At 72.3% G+C, this 23,362-nt stretch carries 21 protein-coding genes; 8 read left to right on the forward strand and 13 right to left on the reverse strand.

Annotation, left to right across the window (positions count from 1 at the left end; genetic code table 11):
* Positions 1–28: 28 nt before the first annotated feature.
* Positions 29–478, forward strand: a complete 450-nt coding sequence (locus J5X86_RS16300) for a DUF2550 domain-containing protein (RefSeq protein WP_078643668.1) — start codon at positions 29–31, stop codon at positions 476–478.
* A gap of 38 nt (positions 479–516) precedes the next feature.
* Here J5X86_RS16300 and J5X86_RS16305 read toward each other — a convergent pair whose 3' ends face one another.
* Positions 517–1,206 (reverse strand): response regulator transcription factor, encoded by a 690-nt coding sequence (locus J5X86_RS16305; RefSeq protein ID WP_208517546.1) that lies wholly within the window; start codon positions 1,204–1,206, stop codon positions 517–519.
* A 23-nt stretch (positions 1,207–1,229) separates the two neighbouring features.
* Positions 1,230–2,444, reverse strand: a complete 1,215-nt coding sequence (locus J5X86_RS16310; RefSeq protein ID WP_208517547.1) for a sensor histidine kinase — start codon at positions 2,442–2,444, stop codon at positions 1,230–1,232.
* 171 nt (positions 2,445–2,615) lie between these two features.
* Between J5X86_RS16310 and J5X86_RS16315 the strand changes: the two genes are divergently transcribed.
* A complete protein-coding gene (locus J5X86_RS16315; protein ID WP_208517548.1) occupies positions 2,616–3,167 on the forward strand; it encodes a hypothetical protein in 552 nt (183 codons plus the stop codon).
* Between the two features lie 93 nt (positions 3,168–3,260).
* On the opposite strand, the gene J5X86_RS16320 is transcribed toward J5X86_RS16315, so the two are convergent.
* Genes J5X86_RS16320 through J5X86_RS16330 form a run of 3 tightly spaced genes read right to left on the reverse strand, consistent with a single transcriptional unit; the run spans position 3,261 to position 5,450 of the window.
* The gene (locus J5X86_RS16320) at positions 3,261–3,833 is read right to left on the reverse strand and encodes a cob(I)yrinic acid a,c-diamide adenosyltransferase (protein WP_208517549.1); all 573 of its coding nucleotides are present in this window, start codon (positions 3,831–3,833) and stop codon (positions 3,261–3,263) included.
* Between the two features lie 23 nt (positions 3,834–3,856).
* Positions 3,857–4,612 (reverse strand): ABC transporter permease, encoded by a 756-nt coding sequence (locus tag J5X86_RS16325; RefSeq protein WP_208517550.1) that lies wholly within the window; start codon positions 4,610–4,612, stop codon positions 3,857–3,859.
* A gap of 55 nt (positions 4,613–4,667) precedes the next feature.
* On the reverse strand, positions 4,668–5,450 hold the full coding sequence (locus J5X86_RS16330; RefSeq protein WP_208517551.1) for an ABC transporter ATP-binding protein: 783 nt from the start codon (positions 5,448–5,450) through the stop codon (positions 4,668–4,670).
* A gap of 80 nt (positions 5,451–5,530) precedes the next feature.
* Here J5X86_RS16330 and J5X86_RS16335 point away from each other — a divergent pair, with 80 nt between their 5' ends.
* The 4 genes from J5X86_RS16335 (at position 5,531) to J5X86_RS16350 (ending at position 10,441) form a co-directional block, all read left to right on the forward strand.
* Positions 5,531–6,172, forward strand: coding sequence for a TetR/AcrR family transcriptional regulator (locus tag J5X86_RS16335; RefSeq protein WP_208517552.1), 642 nt, complete (start codon positions 5,531–5,533; stop codon positions 6,170–6,172).
* A gap of 97 nt (positions 6,173–6,269) precedes the next feature.
* Positions 6,270–7,118: a 3-hydroxyacyl-CoA dehydrogenase family protein gene (locus tag J5X86_RS16340; RefSeq protein WP_208517553.1), complete on the forward strand. Its 849-nt coding sequence runs from the start codon at positions 6,270–6,272 to the stop codon at positions 7,116–7,118.
* 155 nt (positions 7,119–7,273) lie between these two features.
* Positions 7,274–7,597 (forward strand): STAS domain-containing protein, encoded by a 324-nt coding sequence (locus J5X86_RS16345; RefSeq protein WP_014054940.1) that lies wholly within the window; start codon positions 7,274–7,276, stop codon positions 7,595–7,597.
* 210 nt (positions 7,598–7,807) lie between these two features.
* Positions 7,808–10,441: an ATP-binding protein gene (locus J5X86_RS16350; RefSeq protein ID WP_208517554.1), complete on the forward strand. Its 2,634-nt coding sequence runs from the start codon at positions 7,808–7,810 to the stop codon at positions 10,439–10,441.
* Between the two features lie 165 nt (positions 10,442–10,606).
* On the opposite strand, the gene nucS is transcribed toward J5X86_RS16350, so the two are convergent.
* Positions 10,607–11,269: an endonuclease NucS gene (nucS, locus tag J5X86_RS16355; protein ID WP_203348529.1), complete on the reverse strand. Its 663-nt coding sequence runs from the start codon at positions 11,267–11,269 to the stop codon at positions 10,607–10,609.
* Between the two features lie 211 nt (positions 11,270–11,480).
* Between nucS and J5X86_RS16360 the strand changes: the two genes are divergently transcribed.
* Positions 11,481–11,873, forward strand: a complete 393-nt coding sequence (locus tag J5X86_RS16360; RefSeq protein WP_208517555.1) for an SCO5389 family protein — start codon at positions 11,481–11,483, stop codon at positions 11,871–11,873.
* Positions 11,874–11,910: 37 nt separating this feature from the next.
* On the opposite strand, the gene J5X86_RS16365 is transcribed toward J5X86_RS16360, so the two are convergent.
* Entirely contained in the window at positions 11,911–12,951 is a 1,041-nt protein-coding gene (locus J5X86_RS16365; protein WP_208517556.1) for an LLM class flavin-dependent oxidoreductase, read from the reverse strand.
* Positions 12,952–13,159: 208 nt separating this feature from the next.
* Here J5X86_RS16365 and J5X86_RS16370 point away from each other — a divergent pair, with 208 nt between their 5' ends.
* The gene (locus J5X86_RS16370) at positions 13,160–13,477 is read left to right on the forward strand and encodes an ATP/GTP-binding protein (protein WP_208517557.1); all 318 of its coding nucleotides are present in this window, start codon (positions 13,160–13,162) and stop codon (positions 13,475–13,477) included.
* A gap of 48 nt (positions 13,478–13,525) precedes the next feature.
* Here the strand turns inward: J5X86_RS16370 and J5X86_RS16375 are convergent, their stop codons facing one another.
* From J5X86_RS16375 to mce, 6 genes are all read right to left on the reverse strand, one after another.
* Positions 13,526–14,590 carry an ABC transporter permease subunit gene (locus tag J5X86_RS16375; RefSeq protein ID WP_208517558.1) on the reverse strand — a complete coding sequence of 355 codons (1,065 nt, stop codon included), beginning with the start codon at positions 14,588–14,590 and terminating at the stop codon, positions 13,526–13,528.
* Positions 14,587–15,837 (reverse strand): ATP-binding cassette domain-containing protein, encoded by a 1,251-nt coding sequence (locus tag J5X86_RS16380; protein WP_208517559.1) that lies wholly within the window; start codon positions 15,835–15,837, stop codon positions 14,587–14,589. The genes J5X86_RS16375 and J5X86_RS16380 overlap by 4 nt, the downstream gene beginning before the upstream one ends.
* 82 nt (positions 15,838–15,919) lie before the next feature.
* Complete coding sequence (locus tag J5X86_RS16385) at positions 15,920–16,864, reverse strand: hypothetical protein (protein WP_208517560.1); 945 nt, start codon at positions 16,862–16,864, stop codon at positions 15,920–15,922.
* A gap of 441 nt (positions 16,865–17,305) precedes the next feature.
* Entirely contained in the window at positions 17,306–18,244 is a 939-nt protein-coding gene (locus tag J5X86_RS16390; RefSeq protein ID WP_078643689.1) for a cellulose-binding protein, read from the reverse strand.
* Positions 18,245–18,484: 240 nt separating this feature from the next.
* Positions 18,485–22,483 (reverse strand): polarized growth protein Scy, encoded by a 3,999-nt coding sequence (gene scy / locus J5X86_RS16395; protein ID WP_208517561.1) that lies wholly within the window; start codon positions 22,481–22,483, stop codon positions 18,485–18,487.
* 277 nt (positions 22,484–22,760) lie between these two features.
* The gene (mce, locus tag J5X86_RS16400; RefSeq protein ID WP_208517562.1) at positions 22,761–23,213 is read right to left on the reverse strand and encodes a methylmalonyl-CoA epimerase; all 453 of its coding nucleotides are present in this window, start codon (positions 23,211–23,213) and stop codon (positions 22,761–22,763) included.
* Positions 23,214–23,362: the final 149 nt, after the last annotated feature.

Below are 23,362 nucleotides of genomic sequence, written 5' to 3' on the forward strand. Positions count from 1 at the left end.
TCCGGATGACGCGAGGAGGTCGGTGAAGATGGTCCTCGCTCTGCTTGTGGGCGGCGTGGTCGTCGCGCTGGTGGTGGTGGGACTCTTCGTCTTCGGTCTCCGGCGGCGGCTGATCCAGCGGTCCGGCGGAACCTTCGACTGTTCCCTGCGCTGGGACCCACCCGCAAGCGAATCCGAGACCAGCGGCAAGGGCTGGGTGTACGGAGTCGCCCGCTACAACGGTGACCGCATCGAGTGGTTCCGGGTCTTCTCCTACGCGCCCAGGCCCCGGCGGGTGCTGGAGCGCGCCTCGATCGAGGTGCTGGAGCGGCGCACCCCCAAGGGCGAGGAGGAGCTGGCGCTGCTCTCCGACGCGGTGGTGCTCGCCTGCCGGCACGGCGGCACCCGGCTGGAGCTGGCCATGAGCGAGGACGCCCTGACCGGCTTCCTGGCCTGGCTGGAGGCCGCGCCCCCCGGTCAGCGCGTCAACGTGGCCTAGCCGCCTCGTCACCCGCGGCACCCACGTCATCCCCTGCGCTATCGCACGCCCAGTTCCTGGGCCAGGACCGCGGCCTGGACCCGGCTGCGCAGCTCCAGCTTGTTCAGCAGCCGGCTGACATGTGTCTTCACCGTCGCCTCCGCCATGCTGAGCCGCACCGCGATCTGCGCGTTCGACAGCCCCTGACCGAGACAGGCCAGCACCTCCCGCTCCCGCGGGGTGAGCGAGGCGAGCGCCGCGGGGCTGGGCGTGGTGGGGGAGGGGGCGGCCTGGGGCCGGGCGAACTCCGCGATCAGGCGTCGGGTCACCGCCGTGGCGATCATCCCCTCACCGCGCCCCACCGTACGGACCGCCTCGATCAGATCGGCCGCCTCGCTGTCCTTGAGCAGGAATCCGGAGGCGCCCGCGCGCAGCGCCCCGAACACGTACTCGTCGAGGTCGAACGTGGTGAGCACCAGCACATCGGCAAGCTGTTCGGCGACCACCTGACGGGTGGCCGACACCCCGTCCAGCCGTGGCATCTGGACGTCCATCAGCACCACATCGGGGCGCAGCGCCCGGGCCATCTCCACCGCCTGGAGGCCGTCGACCGCCTCGCCGACCACCTCGACATCGGGGGCGGACCGCAGGATCAGCACCAGCCCGGAACGCACCGCGCTCTGGTCCTCGGCGACCAGAACCCTGATCGGCTCGGACGCGGTACCTGAGGGCGGGGCGGGCGGGGTCACGGCGGCTCCTGGTCGTCGAAGGGTCATGGCACACTCTGAGCGCTCTCGTCACCCAGCGGCAGCGTGGCCCGCACCTGCCACACCGAGCCCTCGGGCCCGGCGACGGGTCCGGCGTCAAGGTTGCCGCCGAGCAGGTTCACCCGCTCGCGCATCCCGATCAGCCCGGTGCCGGAGCCGGGCGCCCGGGGGCCCGAGCGGTCGCCGTAGGGGCTGATGACGCTGACTTCGAGCGGGCCGTCCGCGTGGTGCGCCAGCGTCACGTCCACCCGGCCGGGTGCGGCGTGCTTGAGGGCGTTGGTGAGCGACTCCTGGACGATGCGGTACGCGGCGAGCTCGACCGGGGCGGGCAGCGGGTCGGCGCCGGCCGGCCGCTCATCGCACAGGACGATGTCCTGCCCGCCGGGGCGGGCGTTGGCGCGGGCCTGGTCCAGCAGGGTGTCGAGCGCGTCGAGCGTGGAGATGGCGGCCGGTTCCGCCGTGTCCCCCGGGTCCCGCAACAGCCCGATCAGCCGGCGCATCTCGGCCAGGCCCCGCACGCTGTTCTCCCTGATGACGCCGAGCGCCTCGTCGGTCGCGGCGGGGTCCTTCAGGGAGAGCGCGGCGCTGGAGTGGATGGCGATGGCCGAGAGGTGGTTGGCCACCATGTCGTGGAGTTCGCGCGCCATCCGGGAGCGCTCGGAGGCGACCGCCTCCCGCCGGTCCAACTCGGCCAGCAGGGCGACGCGTTCGGCCTCCAGACGGGCGGCCTGGGCCTCTTCGCGGTGGTTGCGGACCACCGACCCGGTCCACGCCGGGGTGACGGTGAGGAGTGCGACGAACGCTCCGGACAGCAGCGCCAAGGGGTCGTTGTAGATGGCCAGCGGCACCACGGTCGCCAGCCCGGAGAGCAGCCAGCAGATCCGGGGGATGCGCCGGGCGGCGACGGGCCCGGAGTGCAAGACGGCCGCGTAGATCAGGTCGGTGTACATCAGCATGGTCGTGGCCAGCCCGCCGCTGAGGACGTCGACGGCGAGCGCGGCGGTCCCCACGCCCAGGCCGATGAGGGGCCTGGAGCGCCGCAACAGTTCGGCCGCGGACATCACGAACAGCGCGACCAGCCCCAGCCATCGGGGCATGCCGTAGTACGACGGAGTGTTGTGCATCCCCAGCGCCCACATCAGGATCCCGCCGAGCAGTCCGCCAAGACCGATCAGGACGTCATGCCGATGTGGGCGTGGGAGGTGGGGACGGGACGGCATGGCACCCATCACACCACGTGGCGCGCCGCGCGGGCCTCCCCCCTGGGTCCGGGCCCGACGCCCGGCCGCGTACATCGAAGGATGCAGCCGGGTTTCATCGCCGACGACGACGCGGGCGCCCTGATCGCCGGGAGAGGGTGGGGCCAAGGGCAGAGCGAGAGAGGAAACATCGTGGTTGTCGCGTTGATCATCGCCTGTGAGGTCGGCTTCTGGGTGCTGCTGGCCATCGGGCTCCTGCTGCGGTACGTGGCGAAGATGCCGAAGGCCAGCACCGTGGTGCTGCTGTGCGAGCCGCTGCTGGAGCTGGTGCTGTTCGTGACGACCGTGATCGACCTGCGGAACGGCGCCGAACCGGACTGGAAGCACGGCCTCGCCGCGGTCTACATCGGATACTCGGCCGCACTCGGCCATTCGACGATCAAATGGGTCGACGTCCGGGTGGCCCACCGCTTCTTCGGCGGTCCGCCGCCGGTCAAGCCGGCCAAGTACGGCGCGGCGAAGACGCTTCACGAGTGGAAGACGGCCGGCCGCTGGGTGCTGGCGGCGGTCATCGCCATCGCTCTGCTCCAGGGCGCGATCTGGTACGTCGGCGACGACGGCGAGATCGGCTCGCTGCGCGACTGGCAGACCAAGATGCTGTACCTGATCGGCATCAACGTGCTCATCGCGCTCAGCTACACACTCTTTCCCAAGCGGGAGCGCTCGGCTTCCTCTGCCCGCTAACCCCCGTAGCGGGCAGGTCACCGAGCCCCGCCCCCGCCCCGTCGGCCCCGGCCGCGCATCCGCGTAGCGCCGGGGCTGACGGGACCGGGGGTTTCAGCGGTTCTCGCCCGGGACCCACAGGACGTCGCCGACCTCCTTGTTGGCCGCGCGGGCCAGGATGAACAGCAGGTCCGAGAGCCGGTTGAGATAGGTGGCGGTGAGCGCGTTCATCGACTCCCCGTGCTCGGCGAGCGCCGCCCAGGTGGAGCGCTCGGCGCGGCGCGCCACCGTGCACGCCTGGTGCAGCAGCGCGGCCCCCGGGGTGCCGCCCGGGAGGATGAAGCTGCGCAGCTTCTCCAGACCCTCCAGGAATCCGTCGCAGTCCGCCTCCAGCTTGTCGATATAGCTCTGCTCGACGCGGAGCGGAGGGTGTTCCGGGTTCTCCACCACGGGGGTGCACAGATCCGCGCCCACGTCGAACAGGTCGTTCTGGACGCGGACCAGCACCTTGACGATCTCGGCGGGCAACTGGCCCATGGCGATGGCCACTCCGATCGCGGCGTTCGCCTCGTTCGCGTCGGCGTACGCGGCGATCCGCGTATCGGTCTTGGCGGTGCGGCTCATATCGCCGAGGGCGGTGGTGCCCGTGTCCCCGGTACGCGTATAGATGCGGGTGAGATTGACCATGGGCCCGAGCCTACGCGGCGGCCCTACGCCCCGGCCTGCCGGAAGAGCCGCGCCCCGAGGGTGACGGCCACGACCGCGAGCGCGGAGGCCACCAGCGCGGCCAGCGCGATCTTCCCGTCCCCGTACTCGCCGGCGAAGGCGGCCCGCACCCCGTCCACGAGATAGCGGAACGGCACGAAGTGCGAGGCGATGTCGAGCCAGCGGGGCCCGAGCGACATCGGCAGCAGAATCCCGGACAGCAGCATCGCGGGCATGGTGATGGAGTTGATGACCGGCGCGAACCCCTGCGGGGACGCCACCCGCATCGCCAGCGCGTAGGAGAGCGAGGCGAGCGAGACGGTCAGCACCCCGACGAAGACGAAGCCGATCGCCACGCCCAGCACCGGGGCACGCAGCCCGAGCACCACGGCGACGCACACCAGCAGCAGGGACTGCACCAGCAGCAGGGCGACGTCCTTGAGCACCCGGCCCATGAGCAGTGCCAGCCGGCTGACCGGGGTGACCCGCATCCGCTCGATGACGCCCGTACGCCGCTCGAGGATCAGCCCGATCCCGGTGAACGAGGCGCTGAACAGCCCGAGTTGGACGAGGATTCCGGGGACGATGGTCTGCCAGGAGCCGGCCTGGCCGCCCAGCGACAGATCGGTGAGCAGCGGGCCGAAGAAGACGAGGAAGAGCAGCGGCTGGACCATCCCGAAGATCAGGGCGGGCTTGGAGCGCAGCGTCTGGCGGGCGTAGCGGCCGAATATCAGGGCCGTGTCGGCGATGAGTGGGGGCATGGGGCCTTCCTTGGGAGGACTGCTTGCGGTGCCGGGGTGCCTCGGTGACTGCGCGTCAGACGGCGAGCGGGGCGGGCTTCTGCGGGGCGGCGCCGCGCCCGGTGATGGCGATGAAGGCGTCCTGGAGGGTGGCGTCCGGTGAGCCGCCGTGCCCGGCCTTGAGTCGCTCCGCAGTCCCCTCGGCGGCCACCAGGCCCTGGTCGACGATGACCAGACGGTCGGCCAGCGCCTCCGCCTCGTCCAGGTAGTGGGTGGTCAGGAAGACCGTCATGCCGTGCTCGGAGCGCAGCCCGCGGATCAGCTCCCACAGATCGGCGCGGCTGCCGGGGTCGAGGCCGGTGGTCGGCTCGTCCAGGAAGAGGATCTCGGGCCGGTGGACCAGGCCGAGGGCGATGTCCAGCCGCCGCCGCTGTCCGCCGGAGAGCGCGGCACAGGGGCGGTCCAGCAGTTCGGTCAGGCCCAGGTCCCGGGCCAGCTCCCCGGCGCGGGCGGTCGCCTCGGCCTTGGCCATCCGGTAGAGCCGCCCCTGGGTGACCAGTTCCTCCCGTACGGAGACGGTCGGATCGACCCCGCCGGACTGCGCCACGTATCCGATCCGCCGGCGCACCCCGGCCGGATCGCGGGCCAGGTCGCGCCCGGCGACGGTGGCGCTGCCGCCGGTGGGCGGGAGCAGCGTGGTGAGCATGCGCAGCGTGGTGGTCTTGCCCGCTCCGTTGGGCCCGAGGAAGCCCAGGATCTCACCGCGCTCGACGGTCAGGTCGATACCGCGCACGGCGGTCACGGGGCCGCGCTTGGTCCGGAAGGTGTGGGTGAGGCCGTTCGTCGTGATGACTGCCATGCGACTCAGAAAAACAGAGTCTCAATAATTTTGCAACGACCCCAAAAATCAAGCAGCCCCAGCGAAGCTAGGATGAGGCCATGGCGGAAGGACTCAGGGAGCGGAAGAAGCGGCAGACCAGGCAGCACATCTCGGACGTCGCGACCGGGCTGTTCATGGAGCGCGGCTTCGACGCGGTCACGATCGCGGAGATCGCCGAGGCGGCCGAGGTCTCCGTCAACACGGTCTACAACTACTTCCCGGCCAAGGAGGACCTCTTCGTCGACCGCGAGGAGGAGGTCGTCGACCGCCCCTCCCGGCTCGTACGCGAGCGCGCGGCCGGACGGTCGGCGGCGCAGGCGCTGATGGAGCAACTGCGCCAGGACATCCGCGAACGGCACCCCTACGTCGGGCTGACCGAGGGCTATGAGCGGTTCCGTCAGGTCATCGTGGAGTCCCCGACGCTGATGGCCAGACTCTTCGCCATCCAGGGCAGGACGGTCCACCAGCTCGGCGCCACCCTGCGCGAGGAGGCCGCCGCCGATCCGCGGGACCCGACGCCCGAGTTCATCGCGCACCAGCTCATCGGGTTGCAGAACGCCGTCCTGCGCTCCATCATCCGCGGGCTCGCGGAGGGCGGCGGCGTGGACGAGGTCGCCGAGGACGCCCTCCGCAATGTCGACGTCATGGAGTCGCTCCTGAGCGACACGGTGCTCAACTATGCGGTGAAGAACACACCGTGACGCGCGTTACGAGGGGCTGCCGACGAGGGTGAACGGACGTTAAGGTCCGGCACATCGGACTGTTGACCAGATCAGATGGAACAGAGGGGTGTGTGTCGTGGCCAAGAAGCTCGCGGTCATCGGAGCCGGACTCATGGGGTCCGGTATCGCGCAGGTCTCGGCCCAGGCCGGCTGGGACGTGGTGCTGCGCGATGTGACCGATGAGGCGCTGCGCCGCGGCACCGACGGCATCAGGGCCTCGTACGAGAAGTTCGTCTCCAAGGGCAAGCTGGCGGCGGAGGAGGCCGAGCGGGCGCTGGGCAGGATCACCACCACGACCGACCTCGACGCCGCCGCCGACGCGGATGTCGTGGTGGAGGCGGTCTTCGAGAAGGTCGAGGTCAAGCGGGAGATCTTCCGTACCCTCGATGAACTGGTCAAGGACGACACGATCCTGGCCTCGAACACCTCCGCCATCCCGATCACCAAGATCGCCGCGGCCACCCGGAACCCGGAGCGGGTCGTCGGCACCCACTTCTTCTCGCCCGTCCCGATGATGGGGCTGTGCGAGCTGGTCCGCGGTCACAAGACGAGTGACGAAACCCTGGCCGCCGCACGGGAGTTCGCGGAGGGCGTCGGCAAGACCTGTATCGTCGTCAACCGCGATGTCGCGGGCTTCGTCACCACCCGGCTGATCTCCGCACTCGTCGTGGAAGCGGCGAAGCTGTACGAGTCGGGGGTCGCCACGGCCGAGGACATCGACACGGCCTGCAAGCTGGGCTTCGGCCATGCGATGGGACCCCTCGCGACGGCCGACCTGACCGGCGTGGACATTCTGCTGCACGCCACCGACAACATCTACACCGAGTCGCAGGACGAGAAGTTCGCACCGCCGGAGATCATGCGCCGGATGGTCGACGCGGGGGACATCGGCCGTAAGAGCGGCGAGGGCTTCTACCGCTACTGAGGGCCCTGGTGCGGCGCCAGGCCCGGAACTCACCCTCCCGGGTGAATTCGGTATCGGTTCGCTTACAGACGGCAACTTCCGGGTGTGAGAGGCAGTCAGTTCTGTAGACAGAAATGGCGCATTGACGACACGACGCACCGTATAGGGGAGCGCATATGCACATCAGGGGCGACCACGCCGAGCTGGTCGTCGGGGGCCGACTGGACGTCCGGAGCGCGGCGGACGCCCGTACGGCCCTGCACACCGCCGTCGACGCCGGCGGCGGGGATCTCGTTCTCGACCTGACCGAACTGGACTCCTGGGACGCCACCGGGCTCGGGGTGATCATGGGCGCGCACCGCCGCGCGGGCCGGGTGGGCAGACGGCTGGTGCTGCGCGGGGTGCCGCCCCAGATGCAGCGGCTGCTGGTGGCCACCCGGCTGCACCGCATCCTGGCGATCGAAGGCGGGCTGGAGGCGGAGTCACTGCCGCGAGTGTGAGCCGCGCGGGCCGGATATCCGGGGGTGGTGGGTTACCCGGGGTGGCGTGGGCCCCCTCCCGCGCGGTGGATACTGTGAGCAGGTCCAGGCCGTGTGATACGGCCCGGGGTTCGGTGGATGCCGGACACATTCCCTACGGCGGCACCGGACCAGAAGCGAAGGCAGGCCGGGGAGCCTTACAGCACGCCACGCATCTGGGGGGCAAGGACCATGGACCCGAAGAACCGCGGATCGCAGGAGCACGGCTGGGACGAGTCCGGGCCGGGCGCGGCGTCCAGTGGGCCGCCTGCCGCGGACACTCCCGGCGCCGGCTCGCCGTCGCGCCCGCCCGCGCCGCCGGGGCTGCCGGGGGACGTACCGACGCCGCCTCTGGGCAGCCCGGTGCCCGGCTCCTCCGCCTCCTCGGCCTCCTCCGCATCTTCCGTTTCTTCTGATCCTTCTGGGCCCCCCGCCCGCACCGCGCGCATCGTCACCGGTGACTACCTGCTCACCGTCAACCCCGTCGACGGCAGCGAGATAGAACCCTGCCCGCCCGGAGAGCGCCCCGCCCGGCCCGAGCGCCACGGCCCCGACGAGCGGGCCGAGCTGCGCCACGCCGCCGCCGCGCCGCGTCCCTCCGGCGCCGTCCTGCCCGACCTGCCGATGCTGGAGCGCGACGAGGAGCGGGAGCGGCTCGCCCGGCTGCTCGCCCGCGGCCGCTCGGTGCGGGTCACCGGGCCCTCCGGCGCGGGCCGCAGCACCCTGCTGGAGGCCGTCGCCGCCGACTGCGAGCGGCTCGCGCCCGACGGTGTCGTACGCCTCTCCGGCTACCACCGCACCCCCGCCGACCTTCTCCACGACCTCTACGCCGCCGTCTTCAGCGCCCCGCTGTACCGGCCCGAGCGCGCGGAGCTGCTGGAGTCGGTCCAGGGGGTCGGTGCGGTCGTCGTCCTCGACGACATCGACTTCGGCGGCGCCGCGCTGGACGAGTTCCTCGACGCGACCCCCGAATGCGCGTTCCTGATCTCCGCCACCCCCGATGTCCCGGCGCCGTCCCCCGATTCCCACCTCGAAGAGGTCTTCCTCTCCGGGCTCAGCCGTACGGCCGGTCTCGAACTGCTGGCGCGGGCCGCACGACGGCCCCTGGAGGAGGACGAGGCGAGCTGGGCGGCGGACCTGTGGTTCGAGTCCGAGGGGCTGCCGCTGCGCTTTGTCCAGGCGGGCGCGCTGCTGCGGCAGCGCGACGCCCTGCGCGACGACCCCTCCGCGCGGGAGGCGGGCGGGGGCCATGACGTCCCGCTGCCCTCGATCGCCGAGGCGGCGTCCCCCGCCGCGCTGCTCGCCGGACGGCTGAGCGAGGCGGCCCACGACGCCCTGCGGTTCGCGGTCGCGCTCGGCGGCGAATGCCCGCACCAGGTGCATCTGCGCGCGCTGTCCGCCGACACCCACGCGGACGCGGCCCTCGGCGAGCTGCTCGGCTGCGGCCTCGTCACCGCGGCCGGGGCGCACCACCGGCTGGCGGCGCGCGTCACCGCCCAGCTCGCGGAGGAGGGCTACGCCGACGCGGACGCCGGGCGCGCCCACGCCGTCGCCGGGCACTACGCCTGGTGGGCCGGGCACCCCTCGGTGGCCCCCGAGCGCGTCGCCGCCGAGGCCGACGCGATCCTCGCCGCGATGACGGCGCTCATCGGCAGCCGCGAGGCGGGCCACGCGGACGCCGCCGTGCTCCTCGCCCGCGCCGCCGCGCCCGCCTTCGCCGCGGCGCTGCACTGGGGCGCCTGGGAGCGCGCGGTGCGGCACGGCCAGGAGGCCGCGCGGCTGGCCGGACAGGTCGCGGACGAGGCGTACTTCCACCACGAGCTGGGCGTCCTCGCACTGTGCACGGGCCATCTGGACCGGGCCCGCGCGGAGCTGGAGGCGTCCATCGGGCTGCGGGGCGTCCTCGCGGACAAGCGGGGCACGGTCGCGGGCCGGCGCGCGCTGGCGCTGGTCGCCGACCGCTCGCCCGGTTCGGCGATGGCCGGGGCGTTCGGGGCGAGCGGCGGAAGCCGTAAGGGCGAGGACGTGACGCCCCCGGCGGCGGGCGCCGCGCCGGACGACACCGAGACCACGATCGTCACCCCGAAGGCGGCCACGACGACGCCGATGGCCGCCATGGGCACCCCGGCCCCGACAAAGGCGGTGACGGCGGTGGTCCCGGCCGTCTCCCGGACCACGGTGGCCGCCTCCGCCACTCCCTCGGCCCTCGCCTCCGCTTCTCCTTCCGCCCCCGCCGGGCCCTCGGACGGCGAGCCGCGCGGTCTGCGCCGGCTGGCGGTGCAGGGTGCCCGGCGCAATGTGGTCGCGGCGTCCGCGGGCGTGCTGCTGGTGGCCGTGCTCGGCACCGTCGTGACCCTGGGCGCCACCTCGGGCGACGACTCCGACAGCCCCTCCGACAAGGTCAAGCCGGACCGGTCGGCCTCTCAGCAGGACGACGACAAGGGTCTGACCGCCGACGAGCCCACGCGCGGCACCAGCCAGGCCCCCCAGCCCGGCCTCAGCGGAACACCCAAGGCGTCCACCTCCCCGACCGCCCCGAGCAGCAGCGGCTCGCCCAGCGGCACCACGGCGTCGAGTGACCCGTCGTCCACCAGTGGCTCGCCCTCCGACACCGAGCAGCCGCCCTCGCCGCCGTCGTCGGATCCGACGACCAAGCCGCCTACGACCAAGCCGCCGACGACCAAGCCGCCGACCCCGACCGGCGAGCCCACCAAGCCGACGCCCACGACCTCCGCCCCGACGCCGACCTCCACGGGCGATACGTCCAATACGGCGAGCGCGCCCACGACCCACGCGGCATCGGGCACGGCCTCTCCGGTCGCGTAGCCGGGGAACGCCGCACGGGGGCGCGGGCCATGGGCACAGGAACACGCCAGACGGCGCCCGGCCTCCGTGGCGTGATCTCGTCGCCCCCATGGCGCCCGTACGACGGAAGGGCGCCGGGGCCCGACGGCCCCGGCGCCCCCGTGTCGGCCCGGCGTCAGCCCCGTGTCAGAACAGGCGGAGCTTGTCGTCCTCGATGCCCCGGAGCGCGTCGTAGTCCAGCACCACGCAGCCGATGCTCCGGTCCGTGGCGAGGACGCGGGCCTGGGGCTTGATCTCCTGGGCGGCGAAGATGCCCTTCACCGGGGCGAGATGCGGGTCCCGGTTGAGGAGTTCGAGATAGCGGGTGAGCTGCTCGACACCGTCGATCTCACCACGGCGTTTGATCTCCACGGCGACCGTCGTCCCGTCCGCGTCGCGGCAGAGAATGTCCACGGGACCGATGGCAGTGGGGTATTCACGCCGAATAAGCGTCCAGCCATCGCCGAGTGTCTCGATACGATCGGCGAGCAGCTCCTGCAGATGGGCCTCCACACCGTCCTTGATCAGGCCGGGGTCGACGCCGAGCTCATGCGAGGAGTCATGGAGGACCTCCTCCATGGTGATGATGAGCTTCTCGCCCGCTTTGTTCACGACCGTCCACACATCGTCGTCGCCTTCCTTCAGCGTGCACGGCGGAGACATCCAGTTGAGGGGTTTGTAGGCCCTGTCGTCCGCGTGGATGGACACACTTCCGTCGGCCTTGACGAGGATCAGGCGGGGTGCCGAGGGGAGGTGGGCGGTGAGGCGGCCGGCGTAGTCCACGGAGCACCGGGCGATGACGAGACGCATGGTCGGCAACGCTACTCGACCACCGCCGCCCGACGCGATTCGTCCGTCGATGGACCCCTTCGGGGATGGCTGGTTGTGTGCCCATTCTCCTGGTGCGGGTGGAGTGGCCGAATTACCGTTGAAGCGGGCGGTCGCCGGACGGGTACGCTCCGTCGCCGTCCGCCCTTCCCATCCCTGAGACCCCGCTCGCGGGGTCGCGAGAGGAGAACCCATGTCGCTCGACGTCTCACCGGCCCTGCTCGAACAGGCCGAGCGAGGCGAGGTCGACGAAGCAGCCTTCGTCGACTGCGTCCGGAACTCCCTACCCTACGCATGGGAGATGATCAGCTCGCTGGTGGCTCAGCTCAAGGTGGACGGCGGGGAGTTCGCCGACAACCAGACGCCGCCGCCCAATGAGCAGGCACGCGGTCAACTGCTGCGCGCACTCGCCAGTGACGCGATACGCGGCGCGTTGCAGCGCCACTTCGGGGTGCGGCTGGCCTTCCAGAACTGTCACCGGGTGGCCGTCTTCCCGATGGACACATCCGCCGACGAACGCCTCGCCCGCTTCACCTCGGTCCGGGGGCAGCTGCTCAACCAGTCACCCACACTCCGCGACTGCTGACGGGATGTCCGCTGCCGCTCCACCAGGGGGAGGTGTATCAGCGCAGGAGCGGCAGCACCTCACCACCGAGCCGTCGTACGTTCTCCTCCGTGGCGACCAGGTCGCCCGACCCCTCGACCAGCAGCGCGAACCGGTGGATCCCGGTGCGCTCCGCGGTCGCCGCCAGCCGGTCGGCGCACAGCCGCGGCGATCCCACCGGATGCAGCTCGCACAGCAGCTCCGCATAGGCCACGGGGTCGCGCATCCGGCGCTCCCGGCCGTCGACCGTCACATGCGCCTCAAGCCCCTGCCGTAACCAGCCGGGCATCGCCTTGGTGAGGATCTCGGCCGCCGCGGGACGGTCGTCCGCGATCTGCACCACCCCGGCCGAGACATGGCGCGCCGCCACCGCCTCGACGTCCTCCGGTGAACGGCCCGCCTCCAGCGCGGACTTCCGCCACAGGCCGATCACCTCGGCCTTCTCCTCGTCCCCGCAGTGCATGCCGAGCAGCATGGGCAGCCCGCGCTCGGCGGCCAGCCGCACGCTCGCGGGCGAGGTGCAGGCGACGACCACCGGCGGGGCGTCCACCGCCTGCCCGGCGAGCGCGTCGTCGGAGCGCGGCACCACCGCCACCTCGCGGAAGGCGAACCGCTCACCGTCCGCCCCCACCCGTGGCTCGCGCAGCCAGCGCAGCAGCAGATCGAGTGATTCGGGGAAGCCCCGCTCGTACGCCCGCAGTCCCGAGCCGAAGACCTCGAGGTCGACCCAGGGGCCGCCACGGCCGACGCCCAGCGTGAACCGGCCACCGGAGAGGAGATGGAGCAGTGCCGCCTGCTCACCCAGCGCGACGGGATGCGCGGTCGGCAGTACGCTCACCGCTGTACCGACGCCGATCCGGCGGGTACGTCCCAGCAGCAGCGCGGCGAGGGTGACCGCGGACGGGCAGACGCCGTACGGAACGAAGTGGTGCTCGGCGACCCAGACCGCGTCCAGCCCCGCCTCCTCGGAGATCTCGGCCGACCGCACCGCCCGGTGCAGCGCCTCCTCCTGCCCCTGGCCTGGGAATTGAGCGGCCAGGATGAAAGCCCCCACATCCATCGTGATCCTGCCTCCTTGTCGCGGCTGATGTGCCGGCGCGGGCATCCCCCCTTGTAGGCATTAACGCCTGACACGTGCCAAGGGCACGGCCGTGCATGAATCTTTCATGATGATCAGAGGGTGGGTGTGGACAACGACTTTCCAGGACGGTGACCGTAGCGCGTACGCTGGTCACAGCCCGTTAGTCACAGTTCTGTCGAGGTGCCCTGTGTCTCCACGCCGAAACCGCCCGCGAGGCGGCGAGCAGCCCGTCGGCCACGAGAGTGCGAATCGCTACGGTCTCGATCGCATGGAGACCTGGCAGGGCGAGGAGTGGGTGGTCCGGCAGGTCGGCGGCGGGGCCGCTGCCAAGCACTACCGCTGTCCGGGCTGTGACCAGGAGATTTCGCCGGGGGTGGCGCATGTGGTCGCCTGGCAGCAGCATATGGGCGCGGACGACCGGCGCCACTGGCACAAGGCGTGCTGGAGCGCACGGGACCGCCGGAGCGCCAAGCTCCAGCGGTCCCGTAACGCACCGCGATATTGACCCGGGCCCTGGCACCCGGGCCCTGGCCTCCGCAGGGGCTACGGAGCGCTACACATCCCGCTTCTCCAGCAGCGCATACGCGGCGATCATCGCCCCCGCCGTGACCACGGCCAGCGCCGATAGCTGGGGCCAGCCGCTGTTCAGGCTCTCGTCGAGGCGGAAGAGGGAGGCCAGCGACTGGGGCGAGGAGTACTCCAGCATCTTCTCTCCCAGGTCGCGCAGGCTGTCCGACATCATCAGGAAAGCGGGGAGGATGGCCGGCAGCAGCACCACACCGAGCATCGTGGTGATCGCCCCCGCGGAGTGCCGCAGGATGGCTCCGACGGCCAGCGAGAGCAGCCCCAGCAGCGACACATAGAGCCCCGCGCCGACCGTCGCGCCGAGGATCTCGTCACCCGTCGGCTCCGGGACGTCCGGCCCGCCGTGCATCCCCATACTCGCGTAGGCCACCAGCGCGAGCGAGACGGTCGTGGTGGTGAACGAGAGGGTGAAGAAGACCAGCGCCTTGGCGGTGAGCACGCGTGAGCGCTGCGGGGAGGCGGTGAGGGTGGTCCGGATCATTCCGGTGCCGTACTCGGAGGTGATCACGAGCACCCCGAGGGTGACGACGCACAACTGGCCGAGCAGGGTGCCGAAGAACCCGGGGAGGGTGGTGGGCACGCTGCCGTAGTCGGCGTCGTTCGTGGTCGCCGCCACCAGGAGTCCGATTCCGATCACCAGCGCGACCATGACGCCGAGCGTCCAGATCGTGGAGCGCACCGACTTGATCTTGGTCCACTCGGAGGCGAGGGCGTTGCCGAGGTGGGTACGCCGGACCGGGATCGGCGAGGTGTACGGGCCCATACCGGCGTACGGCTGCGACGGTGGCCCGGACGGCACCGGCTGCTGGTACGCCTGGGGCGCGGGGTGGTGGGGGGCTGCCTGGTGCGGGGCCGCTTGGTGCGGGGCTGCCTGGTGCGGGGCCGCTTGGTGCGGGGGTGTTTGGTGCGGGGTTGCCTGGTGCGGGGCCTGTGGCGGCATCTGCGGTGCGGTCTGGGGAGGACCCTGCGGAGGGCCCTGGGGGGCCTGCGGGGGGACGGGCGCCTGGGACTGGTGCTGGTACGGGGTCGTCATCGGGCGTCGTCCTCGTTGTCGCTCTTGGTCAGATCGGCGGGGGCGGGGGGCGCCGCGGGCGGCTGAGCGGGGGGAGCGGGGGGAGCCGGGGGTGGCGTCGCGGGGGCGGCCGGAGCGGGAGGTGCGGCAGGGGCTCCGGGCATGGCCATGCCCGGAGCGTGCGGCTGTGGCTGCGGCGGGGCCGGCGGTTCGGCGTACCCCGGCAGTACCGTCCCCGGCGGAAAGCCCATCGGCGCTCCCGGGGCTCCCGGCGCTCCCGGGGCATAGCCGTACGGCGCGCCCTGCGGCACCGCGGCGGGGACCTGCTGCTGCAGGGCGGCGCGCTCGTCGACGGTCGAGCGGTAGTCCACCGCGCCCTGCGTCATCCGCATGTACGCCTCTTCCAGCGACGCCTGGTGCGGTGAGAGCTCCCACAGCCGGACGTCCGCCCCATGCGCCAGATCGCTGATGCGCGGCAGCGGCAGCCCGGTCACCCGCAGCGCGCCGTCCTGCTCGGGGAGCACCTGGCCGCCCGCCTCGCTCAGCGCGGCGGTCAGCTTCTCGCGCTGCCCCGGGTCGCCCTCGGGGGTGCGGACGCGTGCGAAGTCCGCCGAGTTGTAGGAGATGAAGTCCTTGACGTTCATATCCGCGAGCAACTGACCGCGCCCGATCACGATCAGATGGTCGGCGGTGAGCGCCATCTCGCTCATCAGATGGCTGGAGACGAAGACGGTGCGGCCCTCGGAGGCCAACTGCTTCATGAAGTTGCGGACCCAGAGGATGCCTTCGGGGTCCAGGCCGTTGACCGGCTCGTCGAAGAGCAGCACCTGCGGGTCGCCGAGGAGGGCGGCCGCGATGCCCAGACGCTGCCCCATGCCGAGCGAGAAGCCCTTGGAGCGCTTGCGCGCCACGTTCTGCAGGCCCACCACGCCCAGCACTTCGTCGACCCGGCGGGCCGGGATCCCGGAAAGCTGGGCCAGGCAGAGCAGATGGTGACGTGCGCTGCGGCCGCCGTGCACCGCCTTGGCGTCCAGGAGCGCGCCCACCTGGCGGGGGGCGTTGGGCAGCTTGCGGAACGGGTAGCCGCCGACCGTGACATGGCCGGCGGTGGGCTCGTCGAGGCCCAGGATCATCCGCATCGTGGTGGACTTGCCCGACCCGTTGGGCCCGAGGAAGCCGGTGACGGCGCCGGGCCGCACCTGGAAGGACAGGTTGTACACGGCCGTCTTGGCGCCGTAGCGCTTCGTCAGACCGACTGCCTCGATCATTCTCCGCCCCTCATGAGCATGGGTCGGGCGTGCTCGCCCCCGGTGAGGGTTAGGAGGATAGCCGGGGTGTTGACGGTTCCCGCTATTCGGGAGATGTGAGCGCACCGTAACTCTTGGGGCCTCGGGGGTTTCGGGGGCCTCCGGGACCGTCGGGGTCTGCGGGCCCGCCAGGGCCGTCGTGGTCGTCCTCCGGGCAGCGGAGGAGGTCGGGCTGTGGGAGTGCCCAGCCCTCCTCCTGGAAGATCCGGGTGCCGGACTTCCGTACGGCGGGGTCGGCGCCCGCGCGGGCGACCCAGGCGCCGGGGTCGGGCCCGAGGAGTTCGCGCAGCCGCGGCGAACCGGCGAGCAGCCGGGTGAGCAGGGCGCTCTGGTCGCCGCCGCCGGGGAGGGGACGTTCGGTGGCGTCCGGGGACATCAGCACTCCACGCTCGCCGACGTAGAGATACGCGCCGCCGAGCCGCTCGCCGGACGGCATCACCATCGGGTACTCCGTGCCGGGCAGCAGGACGCGGCGGTAGTTGGGGTACTCGGTCGCGTCCACGGCCGCGAGCTGCTCGGCGTCCAGCCAGCTGATGACCAGGGGGGTACGGGCTCCCGGCGCGGTGTACGGGGCGGAGGCCACGTAGCCGTACCGGCCGATGTGGGCCGAGCAGCCGACCGCGATGCCGTGCACGTCGACCGGGACCATGGGGACGGTGGCCGGGTGGCCGGGGCGGGACAGCTTGTGGTGGAGCTGGGCGGGGGAGGCGTTGGAGCCGACCGCGATGATGGGGTGGCGGTTGGGGGTTGGGGGGTGGCCGAGGGTGGTGAGGAGGGTGTCGAGTGGCTCCGGGTTCTCTTTCGGCCCTTCGCCGGGGCTTGTGTCGACTGTCCAGGTGCCGAGGCGGCCGCCTGGTGTGGGGGTGAGCTCCCACAGTTCGCCCGCGGTGAGGAGGGTGGGGCGGGTGATGGGGCGGCCGGGGTAGGTGAGGGGGTGCTTGGCGGGGATGTCGGCGAAGCCGAGGGTGGGGAGGGTGCGGTCGGTCACGGAGGGGTGTCTCCCCCACCCCGCCCCTTCCCGAAACCGGGCCCCCGCCCGGCCCCGGCCGGGGCTCCGCCCCTGGACCCCGCTCCTCAATCGCCGGAGGGGCTGGGTTGTCCCGGGCTCGGCCCCGGCCTTGCGCGGGGGCTCTGCCCCCGGACCCCCGCTCCTCAAACGCCGGAGGGGCTGGATTTCCTCATGTGCCGGAGGGGCTGGGTTGTCTCAGGCACTGGCGGGGCTGGGGTGTCGTGCCCGGGAGTTGGGGCCTTGGGGCTCCGGCTCGGGTGCGGCGCACGGTTGTTCAGGTGCCCGTGGGGCGGCGTTCACTTGCTGTGGGCGGTGTCGGGTGCGGCGCGGCCGGAACTCGGGCCGTCTGCCCCGGACATGCGCGTGCCCCGCGCCGCTCGTGGCGGCGCGGGGCATCGTACGCTCCGTTGGGACCGAGGGTCACCGGGACTGCTGGGCCGGGACGCCGCGGGTGGCCGCCTCGTCCTCGCCCGGGGCACCGGCCGCGGCCACGGCCGCGCCGGTCAGCGTGGCCAGCATCTCGCGGACGTTGGTCAGCTGGGCGTTGATGCTGTCGCGGCGGTTGGTGAGGGCCGCCAGCTCGCGCTCGGATTCGCTGCGGATCCGGTCGGCCTTGGCGTTGGCGTCGGCCACGATGTCCTCGGCCTGGCGCTGCGCGGTCTCCACCGTCTGGCGGGCGCGGCGCTCGGCGTCGGTGCGCAGCTTCTCGGCCTCGAGGCGGAGCTGCTCGGCGCGGTGCTCGATCTCCGCGAGCCGCTTCTCGGCCTTGGCCTGACGCGACGCCAGGTCGCGCTCGGACTGCTCGCGGCGCTTGGCGAGGTTGGTCTCGAAGTCGGCGGCGGCCTGCGCGGCCTTGGCGCGGGTCTCCTCGAAGAGGGAGTCCGCCTCCTCGCGCTTGGACTGGGCGTCCTTCTGCGCCTCCTGGCGCAGCGTGGTCGCCTCGCCCTTCGCCTTCTCGACGATCCGCGCGCCCTCGTCCTCGGCCTTCGCCTTGCGCTCGGCGGCGAACGACTCGGCGTCGTTGCGGACCTGCTGGGCGGCCGACTCGGCCAGCTCACGGTGCTGTTCGGCGGCGCGCCGAGCCTCTTCGCGCAGATCCTTCGCCTCTTCCTCGGCGAGACGAAGGATCTTCTCGACCCGGGCGCCGAGCCCCGCGTAGGACGGCTCCGAATCGTTGATCTGGGCCTGAGCGTTCTGCGTTTCGAGGTGCAGCTCCTCGATGCGCTTTTCCAGAGAGGTGATACGGGCCAGTGCACTGTCACGGTCGGCGACGAGCTTGGAAATGCGGTCGTCCACCTGACCGCGGTCGTACCCACGCCGCACGAGCTCGAAGCCGAAGGGGGAGGAAGTGTCGCTCATGGGGTTCCTGTCGAAAGAGACCGGTGAGGTGATAGAGGGAATCCTAGGGGTCCGAGCGGCGTGTCATCGAGTCAACGTCTGTTTGATCTGCAGAATGTCCAGCCTTTTGAGTGGCAGTAAGACGGAGACCTCGTCACTCGTCGGGATGATACGGACATGCCGTGATGGACGCAGACCGACGCGAGAGTTACGCGAAATTGACGCGGACGGGCACAGCCGACCCTCGTCCCCCGCATACGGTTACCCCTCCGACCGCTTTCCACTCCTCGTCGCACCCGCGCCCGCCGCTGTCTTGACTCCGTTGTTCTCCTTGCCGCCCGCGCCACCTGACGCGGGGGTCTCGAAGGATTCCAACGCTTCTAGCACGTCCTGGACACGGGAGATCTCCGCGTTGATGTCCTCGCGGCGTCGCTTGAGCAACTCGAGTTCGCGCTTGCCCTCGTCCACGATCTGCTGCGCCTCGTCCGTGGCCTGGTTCCGGAGCCGCTCCGCCTCCCGCTCGGCCTCGCTCTTCCTCTGCTCGGCCTCCTTGAGCAGACCCTCGGCCTTCTTCACCGCCGCGATCCGCACCCGGCTCGCTTCGCTCTCCGCCTCCGCGACCAGCGACTTGGCCTTCTCCTCCGCCTTCATCAGCTGCGCGGTGGCGGCCGCGACCAGCTTGTCGACCCGCTCGCCGGTGGCCTTCATCTGCTCCGCGGACTCCCGGCGGGCCCGCTCGTGCAACTCCTCGACCTCGGCCTCGGTACGGGTGCGCAGCTCCTCGGCGCGCTCCCGGATGGCCGTGGCGTCGCCCCGGGCCTCGCTGAGCATGGTGTCGGAGTCCGTACGGGCCTTCTCCACCATGCCGTTGGCCTCGGCCGTGGACTCGGAGATCACCCGGTCCGCCTCCTGGCGGGCCACGCCCACCATGGTGTCCGCCTGCTCCTCGGCCGCGGTCGCCGTGCGCAGCGCGGCCTCCTGCGCCTCGGAGGTGAGCCGCTCGGCCTCCGCCGAGGACTCGGTGACCAGCCGGTCGGCCTGCTCGGCGGCGTCGGAACGCCGCTTGTTGGCGTCCTCGCGCGCCCTGTCGACCAGCCGGTCGGCCTCGGCCTGCGCCTCGTTGCGGATCCGCTCCGCCTCGGCCGCCGCCTCGGTCTCGATGCGCTCGGCCTCGGCGCGGGTGCGCGCCGCGTGCTGCTGCGCCGAACCCACGGTCTCCGCGGCCTCGCTGCGCAGCCGCTCCGCCTCGCCGCTGGCCTCCGCGTGCAGCCGCGCGGCCTCGTTCCGGGCCTCGCCGACCAGCCGGTCGGCCTGCTCGGCCGCCTCCGAGCGGATGTTGTTGGCATCGCCGCGGGCCTGGGCGCGGGTCCGGGCCGCGTCCTGCTCCGCCGTCGCGCGTGCGTCGGACGCCTCCGTACGCAGCGTCTGCGCCCGGGTGGTGGCCTCCGAGACCAGCCGCTGCGCCTCCTCGGTCGCGCCGCCGACCAGCGTATCGGCCTGCTCGGCCGCCTCGGCACGGCTCTTGTGGGCCGAACGGCGCGCCTCGTCGAGCGTTTCGTTGGCCTCCGCGCGCAGCCGCTCGGCCTCGTGGGTGGCCTCGGTGACCAGCCGGTCCGCCTGCTCGCCGGCGTCGGCGCGGCGCCTGCCCGCCTCCTCGCGGGCCTGCTCGGTCAGCCGCTCCGACTCGGCGATCGCCTCGGCGACCGTGCGCTCCGCGAGCGACTTGGCGGCCTCGGACTCCTCCCGGGCCTCCTGCCGCACCCGCGTGGCGTCCTGCGAGGCGCGCTCCCGCTCGTCCTGGGCGTCCGCGCGGACCCGGTCGGCCTCGCCCTGCGCCTCGCCGCGCATCCGCTCCGCGGCGTGCTCCGCGGCCGTACGCAGCGCCGTGATGTCCTGCTCGGCCTGCTCGTGCAGCCCCGCGACCGAGTCCCGCACCTGCTGCGCCGTCTGCTCGGCGGCGGCCACCAGATCGGCCGAGCGCCGCTCGGCCTCCTCGACCAGCCGCTGCGCCTCGGTCTGCGCCTCGGAGACCCGATTCCGGGCGGCGGCCAGCAGCTCCTCGCTCTGCTCCCGCGCCGCCGTCCGCTCGGCCTGCGCCTCCTCGCGGGCGTCGGCGAGCAGCTCCTCGGCCTCGCGGCGGCGGCGGGCCGCCTCCTCCTGCGCGGCGGCCAGGGCCTCCGCGGCCTCGGCGCCGATGCGCTCGGCGGCGCTCGCCGCCTCCGCCCGCACCCGGTCGGCCGTCTCCTGGGCCTCGGAGCGCAGCCGCTCGGCCTCCGCGGCGGCCTCGCCGCGCAGCCGTACGGCCACCGACTCGCCCTCGGCGCGCGCGTTCGACGCGTCCGCGGCGGCCTCGTCGCGCAGCCGTACGGCCTCGTCCTCCGCCTGCTGGCGCAGCGCGTTCAGCCGTTCGGCGGACTCCGTGCGCTGCCGCTCGATCTCCTCGGCGGTCTCCTTGCGCAGCCGCTCCGCCTCGGTGCGGGCGTCCCCCAGCGCCTCGTCGGCGGAGGAGAGCCGCTGCTCGGCCTCCTGGTGCAGCCGGTTCAGCTCGCCCTCGGCCTCGGAGCGGCGGTCCTCGGCGGCCCGCTCGGCCTCCTCGCGCATCTCCTCGGCCGCGGTGGACGCCTCCGACTTGACCCGCTCGGCCTGCTCCTCGGCCGAGGTCACCAGCTCCTCGGCCTCGCCGCGGGCCCGCTTCAGCAGCTCATCGGCCTGCCGGCGCAGCGCGTTGGCCCGCTCGATGGCCTCGGTGCGCACCCGCTCGCTCTCGGCGGTGGCACCCGAGCGGGTCTCCTCCGCGTCGGCCTTCGCCTTGGTCAGCAGGTCCTCGGCGGTGCTGGCCGCCTCCTCGATCTGCTGGACCGCTTCCCGGCGCGCCTCGGTGCGGACCCGCTCGCCCTCGGCGACCGCCTCCGACCGGAGCTGCTCGGCCTCGCCGCGCAGCCGGCGGGCCTCCTCCTGCAGCTCGACGGTCTTGGCGCGGTACTCCTTGGTGTCGTCCTTCGCCGTGCCCCTGAGCTGCTCGGCCGTGTCGTGCGCCTCGGCCCGCAGCCGGTCCGCCTCTTCCTCGGCCTCGCCCCGGATCCGCTCGGCCTCGTCGATGGCCGCCTTGGTGGTGGCCTGAGCCTGCTCCGAGGCGCGGGTCAGCACCTCCTCGGCGCTCCGGGCCGCCTTGGCGAGCTGGGCCGCCGAGTCCTCGGCGGCCCTGGCCCGGGCGTCGTCGCCCGCCTCGGAGACCATCCGCTCGGCCTCGGCGCGGGCGTCGTCCCGTAGCTGCTCGGCCTCGGCCCGCAGCCGCTCGGCCTCCTTGGTGGCCTCGCCGACCAGCCGGGCGACCTCCGCTTTGGCGGTACGGGTGCGCTGCTCGTTGTCCGACTCCGCGGCCGTGAGCCGCTTGGCCGCCGCGTCCTTGGCCTCGGTGACGACCTTCTCGGCCTCGCTGCGCGCCTCGCGCAGCGCCTGCTCGGCCTCGTGCATCCGCTGCTCGGCGGCGCGGGTCTGCTCGGCCGCGTGACGACGGGCCTGGTCCGCCTCGGTGGCGGTGGTGGTGCGTAGCTGCTCCGCGTGGTCGGTGGCCTCCTGGGCCTGGGTGCCCGCGTTGGTCAGCAGCCGCTCGGCGTCGGTGCGGGCCCGGCGCAGAATCGCCTCGGCCTCGGCCCGGCTGGCCTCCGCCTCGGAGCCCAGCCTCTGACGGGCCTGTTCGGTCATGCGCTGCGCTTCGGCGCGCGCCTCGGCCAGGGCCTGCTCGGCCTCCGTCCGGGACTCGTCCATGAGCCGGCGGGCCTGCGCCTCGGTACGGGCCCGCAACTGCTCGGCCCAGGCCACGTTCTCGTTGACATGCGACTCGACGGTGGCGCGGCGCTCGGCCAGCTCCTGGTCCAGCCGCTGACGCCGGGCCACGGCCTCGGCGTGCAGCTCGGCCTCCAGCCGGGACTGCCGCTCGGCCTGCTCCTGGAGCAGCCGCTGGGTCTGCGCCCGGGTTTCGCGCAGCTCACGCTCGGCGTTGGCGCGCAACTGGTCCGCCTGGAGCTGGGCGTCCCGCAGCAACTGCTCTGCCTGGTAGCCGACGTTGGCGCTGTCGTAGGCGGGACGGGCCGCCAGGTTACGGCGCGCCTCATGCAGCTTGGCGCGCAGCACCTCGACTTGGTAGCCGAGGTCGTCGGCGTGCTGGACGGCCTTCTCACGCTCGGTCTTCAGCCGCTCCATCTCGGCCTCGAACTTGGAGAGCTGATCGTCAGGCTCGTAGCGGTCGTAGCCCCGCACTGCGCGGTCCCATCCGTCCCCTGGTCGCGTTGGCGGCCGGCTCCGTCACCCTCGTGGTCCCCCGTGGTCCCTTGCGGTGCCCAGGGGTTCCCCGACGGTTCCCTTGCGGTACCGACCAGGCGAGGTGCGTGCCGGGTCGGACCGGAGCTGGCCCTTCCGAAGAAATGGTGTCAGATCATCGGCGAAGCCCGGGCCGGACCCCGATCCCTTTCCGATTCCGTACCCCGGCCGATGCTGCACTCTACCGGCCGGGGAAGGGGTAGGTCAGTGGTCCGCTTCAGTGATCCTCTTCGCCCTTGTGGGCGGCGGGTCCCGCGGCGGTGACGAGCTCGGTCAGCACACCGTGACAGTCCTTGGGGTGGAGGAAGGTGATCCGGGAGTCCATCGAGCCACGGCGGGGCTGTTCGTAGAGGACCCGGACGCCCTTGTCGCGGATGGCCTCGGAGTCGGTGTCGACATCGGCGGTGCCGAAGGCGATGTGGTGGACGCCCTCACCGTTCTTGGCCATCCACTTGCCGACCGCGGAGTCCTCCCGGATCGGCTCGAGAAGCTGCAGGTACGAGGCCCCGCCGTCGGAGGTCTCATTGATCTTGAGCATGGCCTCGCGGACGCCCTGCTCCTCGTTGATCTCGGAGTGGAACACCTCGAAGCCGTACGTGGCACGGTAGAACTCAACGGTCTTGTCGAGGTCGAAGCAGGCGATCCCGATGTGGTCAATTCTCGTCAGCATGGGAACAGTGCACCGCCGCACAGCCGGTTACGCAACGTGCGCGCGATCACACCGATGCGCCGGTGACCGCGCGGGTACTCGTCAGTACATTGACGATAACCCTCGTTAACTTCCTTCTCCTCGTGAAGGGGACGCACCAATGACTCGTA

The sequence above is a fragment of the Streptomyces sp. NEAU-YJ-81 genome, from assembly GCF_017592595.1.
In the GTDB taxonomy this organism is placed as follows: Bacteria; Actinomycetota; Actinomycetes; order Streptomycetales; family Streptomycetaceae; genus Streptomyces; species Streptomyces hygroscopicus_B.

Bases quoted from the DNA above. Each gene is read 5' to 3' on its own strand.
- J5X86_RS16300 (WP_078643668.1), top strand. From the start codon at position 29: ATGGTCCTCGCTCTGCTTGTGGGCGGCGTGGTCGTCGCGCTGGTGGTG.
- J5X86_RS16310 (WP_208517547.1), bottom strand. From the start codon at position 2,444: ATGCCGTCCCGTCCCCACCTCCCACGCCCACATCGGCATGACGTCCTG.
- J5X86_RS16320 (WP_208517549.1), bottom strand. From the start codon at position 3,833: ATGGTCAATCTCACCCGCATCTATACGCGTACCGGGGACACGGGCACC.
- J5X86_RS16325 (WP_208517550.1), bottom strand. From the start codon at position 4,612: ATGCCCCCACTCATCGCCGACACGGCCCTGATATTCGGCCGCTACGCC.
- J5X86_RS16330 (WP_208517551.1), bottom strand. From the start codon at position 5,450: ATGGCAGTCATCACGACGAACGGCCTCACCCACACCTTCCGGACCAAG.
- J5X86_RS16335 (WP_208517552.1), top strand. From the start codon at position 5,531: ATGGCGGAAGGACTCAGGGAGCGGAAGAAGCGGCAGACCAGGCAGCAC.
- J5X86_RS16345 (WP_014054940.1), top strand. From the start codon at position 7,274: ATGCACATCAGGGGCGACCACGCCGAGCTGGTCGTCGGGGGCCGACTG.
- J5X86_RS16350 (WP_208517554.1), top strand. From the start codon at position 7,808: ATGGACCCGAAGAACCGCGGATCGCAGGAGCACGGCTGGGACGAGTCC.
- nucS (WP_203348529.1), bottom strand. From the start codon at position 11,269: ATGCGTCTCGTCATCGCCCGGTGCTCCGTGGACTACGCCGGCCGCCTC.
- J5X86_RS16360 (WP_208517555.1), top strand. From the start codon at position 11,481: ATGTCGCTCGACGTCTCACCGGCCCTGCTCGAACAGGCCGAGCGAGGC.
- J5X86_RS16365 (WP_208517556.1), bottom strand. From the start codon at position 12,951: ATGGATGTGGGGGCTTTCATCCTGGCCGCTCAATTCCCAGGCCAGGGG.
- J5X86_RS16375 (WP_208517558.1), bottom strand. From the start codon at position 14,590: ATGACGACCCCGTACCAGCACCAGTCCCAGGCGCCCGTCCCCCCGCAG.
- J5X86_RS16380 (WP_208517559.1), bottom strand. From the start codon at position 15,837: ATGATCGAGGCAGTCGGTCTGACGAAGCGCTACGGCGCCAAGACGGCC.
- J5X86_RS16390 (WP_078643689.1), bottom strand. From the start codon at position 18,244: ATGAGCGACACTTCCTCCCCCTTCGGCTTCGAGCTCGTGCGGCGTGGG.
- mce (WP_208517562.1), bottom strand. From the start codon at position 23,213: ATGCTGACGAGAATTGACCACATCGGGATCGCCTGCTTCGACCTCGAC.